Genomic DNA, 9,257 nt, shown 5'->3' on the forward strand with positions numbered 1-9,257 from the left:
GCAGGTCAGGCGCGCGCCCTGCGCTCGTGCCGTGATCGTCCGGCGCCGTGTGCGATGCGTCACGTCCGGCAGGGCGTGCCGGAAGGAGGTCGGAGGCGGACGAGTTCTGCCCGCCGATGGCTGCGGCGGCCCGTCGGGCCTAGCGTTCCTCCTATGCGAACCGAGATGACCCCGGAGCGCCGGGTGCTGCTCGTCGCCGTACTCGCCTCCTTCGTGTCGTTCCTCGACGGGACCGTCGTCAACGTCGCGCTGCCGGCGATCGCCGACGAGTTCGTGGGCGCGGGCGGCGACGCGCTCGCACTCCAGCAGTGGGTGGTCGACGCGTACCTCATCACCCTGGGCGCGTTCATCCTCGTGGCCGGGTCGGTGGCCGACGTCTACGGACGCCGTCGCGTGATGATGTGGGGGTTGATCGGGTTCGGCGTCACGTCCGTCGCCTGTGCTCTCGCGCCGACCGGACCCGCGCTCGTGCTGGCCCGCGCCGCGCAGGGGGTCGCCGGTGCGCTGCTCGTCCCGAGCTCGCTGGCGCTGATCGTCGGCACGTTCTCGGGCCCGGCGCAGGGCCGGGCGATCGGACGCTGGACCGGGTGGACGGGAACCGCGATGATCGTCGGTCCGCTGCTCGGCGGACTTCTCGTCGACACCGTGGGCTGGCGATGGGTCTTCGGGATCAACGTCCTGCCGATCGCCGTGACGCTGTGGCTGCTGCGGGGCGTGGAGGAGTCGAGGCCCGCCACCGGGCGTCGTGTCGACGTCGTCGGTGCGGTCCTGGCCGCCGTCGGCCTCGCAGGCCCGGTGTTCGCGCTCATCGAGTCGGCACGCTTCGGGTGGTCGTCCCCGGTCATCTGGGTCCCGCTCGCCCTCGGGACCGCGTGCCTGGTCGGGTTCGTCCTGTGGGAGCTGCGGAGCCCCGACCCGATGCTCCCGCTGCGACTCTTCCGGGAGCGCAACTTCGCCGTCGGGAACCTCGCGACCGTCGCGGTGTACGGCGCGCTCGCCCTCGGACCCTTCCTCGTCACGCTCTTCGTCCAGCAGGTCGGCGGGTACTCGGCGACCGCGGCCGGGCTCGCACTGCTGCCGGTCACCCTCGTGATGCTGGTGATGTCCGGGCGGTTCGGCGATCTCGCCGCCCGTCACGGGGCGCGGTGGTTCATGGGCGTCGGACCCCTGGTCGCGGCGGCCGGGTACCTGCTCATGCTCCGGACCGACGCGGACGCCGACTACTGGACGGACCTGCTGCCGGGCGTCCTGGTCTTCGGTCTCGGACTCGCGTGTACCGTCGCGCCGCTGACCTCGACGATCCTCGCGGCGGTTCCCGAGGCGGACGCCGGGATCGGCTCGGCGGTCAACAACGCGGTGTCGCGGATCGCAGGGCTCGTGGTCATCGCCTTCGCCGGGCTGATCGTCGGCGACGCCCTCGACGTCGACGGCCTGCACCGGGGTCTGCTGGTGACCGCCGTCCTGCTCGTCTGCGGCGGTGTCGTCAGCCTGGTCGGGATCCGCGACGACGTCCGGCAGGAGCGCTAGCCGCGATCGCGCGCCACCCGCTCGACCTCCCAGACCGGTTCGGGCGTCTCGACGACGTGCCCGTCGGCACCGAAGACGAAGAACCGGTCGAAGGAGCGGGCGAACCAGCGGTCGTGCGTGACGGTGACGACCGTGCCGTCGAACCCGGCGAGGCCCGCCTCGAGCGCCTCGGCCGAGTGCAGGTCCAGGTTGTCGGTCGGCTCGTCGAGGAGAAGCAGGGTTGCGCCCCCGAGCTCGAGCAGGAGTATCTGCAGCCTGGCCTGCTGGCCGCCCGAGAGCGTCTCGTACCGCTGCTCGGCCTGGCCCACGAGGCCGTAGCGGTCGAGCACCTTCGAGGCTTCCTCCCGTCCCATGCCGCGGCGGTGTCCCTCGCCGCGGTGCAGGATGTCGAGCAGCGTGCGTCCCTCGAGCTCGGCATGCCCGTGGTTCTGCGCGAACCAGCCGGGCCGGACCCGTGAGCCCAGCGCAGCGCGACCCGTGTGCGTCACGGGGTCGATCGCGGGCGAACCCTCGGCGGGCTCGTGCTCCCGGTCGGGGCTCGAGCCCCCGCGGGCGAGGAGCCGCATGAAGTGGCTCTTGCCGGAGCCGTTGGACCCGAGCACGGCGACGCGCTCGCCGTAGAAGAGCTCGAGGGAGAACGGCTTCATCAGACCGGAGAGCTCCAGGTCCTCGCACGTGACGGCCCGCTTGGCCGTCCGTCCGCCGGTGAGCCGGACGCGGACGTTCTGCTCGTGCGCGAGCTGCGGGGGAGGGCCGACCTCCTCGAACTTGCGGAGCCGGGTCTGTGCGGCCTGGTAGCGCGAGGCGAGGCCGTCGTTGAACGCCGACTTGTTCTTCAGCGTGTTGACGAGCTCCTTGAGCTTGGCGTGCTCCTCGTCCCACCGGCGCAGCATCTCCTCCGAGCGTTCGCGCCGGTCCTCCCGCGCTGCGGCGTAGGTGCTGAATCCTCCGCCGTGGACCCAGACCTGCGCACCGTTCGTCCCGGGCTCGAGCGTCGCGACGTGCGTCGCGGTGTTGGCGAGCAGCTCGCGGTCGTGCGAGACGTAGAGGATCGTCTTCGGCGACGCGGTCATCTCGGCCTCGAGCCACCGTTTGGTGGGCACGTCGAGCGCGTTGTCCGGCTCGTCGAGCAGGAGCACCTGCTCCGGGCCGCGCAGCAGCGACGTCAGGACCAGGCGCTTGCGCTCGCCTCCGGACAGGGTGCGCAGCTCGCGCCACTGCGCCTGCTCGAAGTCGACGCCGAGGACCTCGCTGCAGACCTTGTCCCACTCCAGCTCGGCGTCGTATCCGCCCACGTCCGCCCAGTCCGCGATCGCCTGGGCGTAGCGCATCTGCGACGGCTCGTCGTCGACCGTCATGATGAGGTGCTCCGCCGCCTGGATCTCGGCGGCGGCGGCGCGCAGGGCGGGCGGGGAGACCTCGACGAGCGCGTCGCGGACGGTGGTGCTCTCGTCGGCGCGGACGACCACCTGGCGCATGACGCCCAGGCCCCCGGTGACGGTGGCTCCGCCCCGGTGGGCGGCGAGGTCGCCGGTGACGATGCGGAGGAGGGTGGTCTTGCCCGCACCGTTCGGGCCGACGAGTGCCACGCGAGAGCCCTCGCCCACGCGGAGCGAGACGCCGTTGAGAAGCGTCCGCCCGTCGGAGAGCTCGTGGCCGACGTCGGAGATGTCGATATGACCCATGGGGTCATCATCCCCGACGCCGGCGACGCGACCGAACGATTATCGGCCGGGCGCTCCTCGCGGTCAGACCCGGACGACGATCTTCCCGACGGCGTGACCCGTCTCGGACGCCCGGTGGGCGTCGGCCGCGTCGGCGAGGTCGAAGACCTGGTCGACGCGGACCGAGAGAGCCCCGGCCTCGGCCATGCGGCCGAGCTCGTCCAGGTCGTCCGACGACGGACGCACCCAGGCGTAGATGCCGTCGTGCTCGGTGCGGGCGGTCGGGTCGGCGACGGAGACGACGACGCCGAGGTCGGAGAGCAGCTCGCTGGTCGTGTCCATCACGCCGCCGACGTAGTCGAGGATCACGTCCACCCCGTCGGGCGCGAGCTCGTCGACCCGGGCGAGCAGTCCGTCGCCGTATGCGACGGGCTCGCCGCCGAGCGAGCGCACGTAGTCGTGGTTCTTCTCCGACGCCGTACCGATGACACGCGCGCCGCGGGCCGTGGCGATCTGCACGGCGAACGAGCCGACACCACCCGCGGCGGCGTGGACGAGGACGGTGTCGCCCTCCGAGACACCCGCACGGTCGATCGTCTGCAGTGCCGTCAGGCCGGCGAGCGGAACGCCCGCCGCCTCCTCGAAGGACCACGCAGCGGGCTTCTTGGCCAGCGTGCGCACCGGGGCCGCGACGTACTCGGCGAACGTCCCGGCCTGCATCCAGTCCTTGCGGACGTAGCCGAAGACCTCGTCGCCGACCTCGAACTCAGGAGTGTCGAGGCCGACCTGCTCGACGACGCCGGCCACGTCCCAGCCCGGCACGACGGGGAAGACGGTGTCCATGAGGCCGTCGAGGTATCCCTCGCGCACCTTCCAGTCGACAGGATTGACGCTCGCCGCCTTCACGCGGACGAGGACCGAGTCTGGGCCGACCTTGGGGACCGGGAGCTCGCTGAGCTCGAGGTTGTCGGCGCTTCCGTAGCTGCTGTAGGTGATTGCTCGCATGCCGGGCCAACGGTGCGGGCGCCCGTGGCATTCCAGTTTCACCCGTCGAGGTGGACGGTGTGACGTGACGAACACGCACAGGGTGCGTTCGGGTTCGAGTCGTATCCTCCACCGGTGGACACGCCAACTTCTGAGGTCGCTGCGACGTCGGCCCGCATCCGGGACATGCGACGCCTCTTGATGACTTATCGATTCGGGCTGGACGAATTGATGACCAAGATCGTGGTCCTGCGCGACGAGTTCCGGGAGATCCGGGACTACAACCCGATCGAGCACATCGGCTCCCGGGTCAAGTCGATCGAGTCGATCATCGGCAAGGCGCAGCGCAAGGGCATCCCGCTCACCCCCGACGGGCTGCGCGAGGGGATGTTCGACATCGCGGGGATCCGGATCACCTGCGGGTTCGTCTCCGACATCACGCGCGTCCGTGACCTCCTGGTGGGGCAGAGCGACCTCACGCTCGTCGAGGAGCGCGACTACATCACCCACGGCAAGCCCAACGGGTACAAGAGTCTGCACCTGATCTTCCAGGTGCCGGTCTTCCTGTCGGACCGGGTCGAGAACGTCACCGTCGAGGTGCAGATCCGCACGATCGCGATGGACTTCTGGGCGAGCCTCGAGCACAAGATCCACTACAAGTACGGGCACGACGTGCCGAAGCACCTCATCACGGAGCTCAGGCTCGCCTCCGACGTCGCGTCGCAGCTGGACCGCTCGATGGAGCGGATCCACGACGAGGTCCTCGAGTACACGCGCCTGCAGCAGGCGAGCGGTGTTGACCCGTACGACGAGGCCTTCCCGATCCCGACGATGGCGCTCGAGGCGCTGCGTGAGATGACCGACGTCCAGCGCGAGGGGGGTGCGGGGGAGCAGTAGGGCGCGGGCGAGGTGGTGTGGCTCACCCGTCGGCCGGGCGTCGCCACCGCACCAGATCCGAGCGGTTGCTCTAGTCTTTATCAAGACTTGGTCGCACAATGGGACGATCGGGACGATGGAGTCCTGGCTGAGCTTCCGTCGGCACTCGCCGTCACTGGGGTCGGGACCGGCGGGATCCGCATCGAGGTATGCGGGAGTGAAGGGAGGCGTCGGTCGCTGTGGGAGCGGCCGGCGCTTCTGCCTTCTAGTTGCCGCCCTGGACCGCCGGCGCAGGTTCGGTGAGTCGGCCGACGAGCTCGAGAAGTTCGTCCACGCGCGCGTCCTTGGTCCTCCGCGAGCGTCGGTCCGGGTCCCAGTCACCGGTTCGTGATGCCTCGAGGTACAGCCCGTCGCCCATGAGGACGATCGCCCGGGCGATCACGGGGTCGCCGACCGCCTCCTCGACCGCGGCGTGCCACCCGGCGTGGGCGGCGGCGAGCGCATCCCGTGCCTGCGGGTAGATGTCCTGGGGGAGTCGGGTCACCGCGACGTACACGCGGTCGAACGCGGTGTCCGACTGTGCCGAGGTTCGCAGGAAGTGGTCGACCGGACCCTCGGGGACGCTCCGCATGTCGGCCACGTCCGCCGCGGCGAGCTCGCCGAGCAGCTCGAGGAGACCGTCGACGAGGGCCTGCTTGGAGGCGAAGTGGTAGAGGAGGCCGCCCTTCGAGACGCCGGCCTCCGCGGCCACGGCGTCGAACGTCGCGGCGCGTTCCCCCTGAGTCACCAGAATGCTGGCGAAGGCGTCGAGGACCTTGTCACGGGCAGCAGGTTGCGCGGGCATCTTGCCACCCTACCGTCCGGACGTTACTGTACCGTCCAGACGGTTTTACTAGACCGTCCGGACGGTTTGAAGCATCGACCGTCCCGGTCAGAAGTCTCGGCGCCACCGCGTCGTCCTGATCCGCCCCGAGAGGAGTCGCCCCATGGCCATCACCCTGCCCGCCAACCCGCTGCGCCGTCGGACCGAGGCGGCCCCCTCGCGATGGGTGGCGCTCGCCGTCCTGATGCTTCCCGTGCTGCTCGTCTCCATCGACAACACGGTGCTCAGCTTCGCCCTGCCGCAGATCTCCGTGGCGCTCGAGCCGAGCGGCACTCAGCTGCTCTGGATCATCGACGTCTACCCGCTCGTCCTGGCGGCGCTGCTCGTGCCCATGGGGTCGCTCGCCGACCGCATCGGCAGGCGGCGGCTGCTGCTCACCGGTGCGACCGGGTTCGCGGTGCTCTCGGCCGTCGCCGCGTACGCACCGAGCGCCGAGGCGCTGATCGTCGCGCGCATCGGGCTCGGGGTCTTCGGCGCCATGCTCATGCCCGCCACGCTGTCGCTCCTGCGCAACATCTTCGTCGACCGTGAGGAGCGGCGGCTCGCGATCGCGATCTGGGCGGCAGGGTTCGCGGCCGGGGCGGCGCTCGGCCCGATCGTCGGCGGGTTCCTGCTCGAGCACTTCTGGTGGGGCTCCGTGTTCCTCCTGGCGGTACCCGTGCTGCTCGTCCTCCTCCTTGCCGCGCCCGCCTGCGTGCCGGAGTCGGCGGACCCCCACCCGGGCCCGGTCGACGTGCCGTCGATTCTGCTCTCCGTCGCCGCGATGGCCCCCGTCGTCCTCGCGATCAAGTCCTTCGCCAAGGACGGCGCCACCTGGGTGGCGTTCGCGGCACTCCTCGTCGGCGTCGTCGCAGGCGTCGCCTTCGTCCGTCGCCAGCTGCACCGTCCCCGGCCGATGCTCGACGTCCGACTCTTCGCGATCCCCGCGTTCTCGGGGTCGGTCCTGATCAACCTCCTCTCGATCCTCGGCTACACCGGGTTCCTGTTCTTCGCGTCCCAGGACCTCCAGCTCGTCATGGGACTCAGCCCGATGACCGCCGGCACCGCGCTGCTGCCGGGCCTGCTCGTCATGGTCGTCGCCGGCCTCGCTGTCGTCCCGATCGTTCGCACGATCCGTCCGGCCTACGTCGTCGCCGGCGCCCTCGGTCTCTCGGCGCTCGGGTACACGATCATCGCGGTGGCGGGGGACTCCGCGGCCCTGTGGCCGATCGTGCTCGCGTTCGTCTTCGTCTCCGCGGGGATCGGCGGGGCCGAGACGGTCTCCAACGAGCTGGTCGTCTCCACGGCCCCGGCGCGTCAGGCAGGTGCCGCCTCGGCGATCTCGGAGACCGCGTACGAGGTGGGGGCGGTGCTCGGAACGGCTCTGCTCGGTGGCGTGCTCACGGCGCTCTACTCCTCGCGTCTCGTCGTCCCGGCCGGCGTCAGCTATGCGGACGCCGGGGCGAGCCGAGAGACCCTGGGCGGCGCCACCGAGGTGGCCGCCACGCTCCCGGCGGAGCAGTCGGACGCACTTCTCGCCTCCGCGCACGCCGCGTTCGGTTCCGGCGTGGTCGTCGTCGCGGCTCTCGCGGCCGTGGCCATGGTCGTCGCCGCGGTCATGGCGCTCGTCACGCTGCGTCACGCGAGGGTCTGAGCGCGCCGGTTCGCTTCGGGCGGCCAGTTCGTCCACTCTGTCCCCATGAGCACGCGACGAGTCCCGCCCCGTTGGGTCCGCTGGACCCTCGTGACGGTCCTCCTGCTCGCGTCGTGCGTGACGTTCGGGATCACGACGGCGCGGGCCGACCTGGCGCTCGGCCCTCACGAGGCGAGATACGACGTCACGTCGGACTCCCAGGTCGTCGTCGACGTCGGCCCGATCGGGACGCTCGAGATCGACTCGCCGCTGCCGTTCGGTCTCGGTATCCGGGTCACCGTCGGAGAGATCCCGGCCGACCTGCGCACGGTCGACGGCGACGACCCGCTCGGGGCGCTCGCGGGCGACGCGGAGAGCTACCTGCAGCTCTTCTCGGACCCCGAGACGACGGTCCGGCGTGTCGCCGAGGAGCTCGTCGCGGACGCCGTGCAGCGCACGATGGCCGCGGCACTCGTGGTCGCGGGTGTCGGCGTGGGCGGCTACCTGCTGCTCGGTGTCCGGCGTCGTGAGGAGCTCGCGTCGCGCCTCGTGCCGCGCACGTGGGAGATCACGGCAGGGGTCACGGTCGTCGTCCTCGTCGCTGCCGTCGTGCCGCGCGTCGTCGTGAGCTCGACGGAACAGGCTCCACCCGCCCAGGTCTTCGCCGGGACCCCGCTCGAGGGGGCGCGGATGACCGGACGCCTTGCCGGCGTCGTCGACACCTACGGCTCCATGGCCATCGACCTCTACGACGAGAACGAGGCGTTCTACGCCGGCGCCGACGCGGAGCTCGACGACGCGTGGGCGGAGCGGTTGCACGACCAGGAGATCGACGACATCGCCCGGTCGGTCGGGCTGAAGGAGCCCGACGGCGCCCCCGCGGACGACGACGTCCTCACCTTCGTCGTCGTCACGGACCTGCACTGCAACACGGGGATGTCGCCCTTGATCAGGACGACGCTCGAGCGCAGCGGTGCGCAGGTCCTCCTGAACGCGGGGGACACGACGACCAACGGCACCTCGGTCGAGGACGTCTGCGTCAGCTCGTTCGCCGACGCGGTGCCCGACGGCGTCGACGTCGTCGTCGCGGACGGGAACCACGACAGCGTGGTGACGTCCGAGCAGGAGGCCGCCCAGGGATGGCGGGTGCTCGACGGCTCGGTCGTCGACGTTCACGGCATGCGCGTCCTCGGTGACCGCGACGCGCTCGAGACACGGGTGGGCTCGGGGTCGTACACCTCGACCGACGAGACCTCCGACGAGCAGGCGGCACGGATCGAGCAGACGGCGTGCGAGGACGACGACGTCGACCTGCTCCTGATCCACACGCCGAGCGCCGGGACCCCCGCGATGAACGCCGGCTGCGTCCCGTTCCAGATCTCGGGACACCTGCATCGGCGCATCGGACCGGTGCAGATCGGTGCGGGCTTCCGCTACGTCAGCTCCTCGACGGCCGGGGCGGCCAGCGACCAGCCGACGGTCGGCCCCCTCAACGGGATCGCCGAGATGACCGTGTTCCGGTTCGACACCGAGGCGCGCCGCATGATCGACCTGCAGCTCGTCGAGGTCACGCCCGCGGGGACGGCCGCCGTGGGCGAACGTGTGCCGGTGCCCGCTCTGGCGGGCCCGGGTGCGGTCCCGGTCGAGGAGTCGCTGGAGGACCCTGCACCCGAGGTCGAGGCTGACGCGGACGGCGCGTAGCGGCACCTGC

The 9,257-nt window shown here is 71.1% G+C and carries 7 protein-coding genes; 4 read left to right on the plus strand and 3 right to left on the minus strand.

Annotated features, from left to right (window positions below; all coding sequences use genetic code 11):
* Positions 1–153 precede the first annotated feature (153 nt).
* Positions 154–1,527, plus strand: coding sequence for an MFS transporter (locus BLU20_RS07020; RefSeq protein ID WP_231959135.1), 1,374 nt, complete (start codon positions 154–156; stop codon positions 1,525–1,527).
* Here the strand turns inward: BLU20_RS07020 and BLU20_RS07025 are convergent.
* A complete protein-coding gene (locus tag BLU20_RS07025) occupies positions 1,524–3,212 on the minus strand; it encodes an ABC-F family ATP-binding cassette domain-containing protein (RefSeq protein ID WP_083372081.1) in 1,689 nt (562 codons plus the stop codon). The two genes, BLU20_RS07020 and BLU20_RS07025, sit on opposite strands and share 4 nt — an antisense overlap.
* 63 nt (positions 3,213–3,275) lie before the next feature.
* On the minus strand, positions 3,276–4,196 hold the full coding sequence (locus tag BLU20_RS07030) for an NADP-dependent oxidoreductase (protein WP_029253828.1): 921 nt from the start codon (positions 4,194–4,196) through the stop codon (positions 3,276–3,278).
* 210 nt (positions 4,197–4,406) lie between these two features.
* Here BLU20_RS07030 and BLU20_RS07035 point away from each other — a divergent pair, with 210 nt between their 5' ends.
* The gene (locus BLU20_RS07035) at positions 4,407–5,072 is read left to right on the plus strand and encodes a GTP pyrophosphokinase (protein ID WP_331713047.1); all 666 of its coding nucleotides are present in this window, start codon (positions 4,407–4,409) and stop codon (positions 5,070–5,072) included.
* Positions 5,073–5,316: 244 nt separating this feature from the next.
* Here the strand turns inward: BLU20_RS07035 and BLU20_RS07040 are convergent, their stop codons facing one another.
* Positions 5,317–5,895, minus strand: coding sequence for a TetR/AcrR family transcriptional regulator (locus BLU20_RS07040; RefSeq protein WP_029253830.1), 579 nt, complete (start codon positions 5,893–5,895; stop codon positions 5,317–5,319).
* Between the two features lie 142 nt (positions 5,896–6,037).
* Here BLU20_RS07040 and BLU20_RS07045 point away from each other — a divergent pair, with 142 nt between their 5' ends.
* Together BLU20_RS07045 and BLU20_RS07050 are read left to right on the plus strand one after the other, a co-directional pair.
* Positions 6,038–7,567, plus strand: a complete 1,530-nt coding sequence (locus BLU20_RS07045; protein WP_083372083.1) for an MFS transporter — start codon at positions 6,038–6,040, stop codon at positions 7,565–7,567.
* Between the two features lie 45 nt (positions 7,568–7,612).
* The gene (locus BLU20_RS07050; protein WP_157270366.1) at positions 7,613–9,247 is read left to right on the plus strand and encodes a metallophosphoesterase family protein; all 1,635 of its coding nucleotides are present in this window, start codon (positions 7,613–7,615) and stop codon (positions 9,245–9,247) included.
* Positions 9,248–9,257: the final 10 nt, after the last annotated feature.

The organism is Paraoerskovia marina (assembly GCF_900105445.1).
Lineage (GTDB): Bacteria > Actinomycetota > Actinomycetes > Actinomycetales > Cellulomonadaceae > Paraoerskovia > Paraoerskovia marina.

Excerpts from the sequence above, each read along its gene's own strand:
- BLU20_RS07020 (WP_231959135.1), top strand. The coding sequence starts at position 154 with ATGCGAACCGAGATGACCCCGGAGCGCCGGGTGCTGCTCGTCGCCGTA.
- BLU20_RS07025 (WP_083372081.1), bottom strand. The coding sequence starts at position 3,212 with ATGGGTCATATCGACATCTCCGACGTCGGCCACGAGCTCTCCGACGGG.
- BLU20_RS07030 (WP_029253828.1), bottom strand. The coding sequence starts at position 4,196 with ATGCGAGCAATCACCTACAGCAGCTACGGAAGCGCCGACAACCTCGAG.
- BLU20_RS07035 (WP_331713047.1), top strand. The coding sequence starts at position 4,407 with ATGACCAAGATCGTGGTCCTGCGCGACGAGTTCCGGGAGATCCGGGAC.
- BLU20_RS07040 (WP_029253830.1), bottom strand. The coding sequence starts at position 5,895 with ATGCCCGCGCAACCTGCTGCCCGTGACAAGGTCCTCGACGCCTTCGCC.
- BLU20_RS07045 (WP_083372083.1), top strand. The coding sequence starts at position 6,038 with ATGGCCATCACCCTGCCCGCCAACCCGCTGCGCCGTCGGACCGAGGCG.
- BLU20_RS07050 (WP_157270366.1), top strand. The coding sequence starts at position 7,613 with ATGAGCACGCGACGAGTCCCGCCCCGTTGGGTCCGCTGGACCCTCGTG.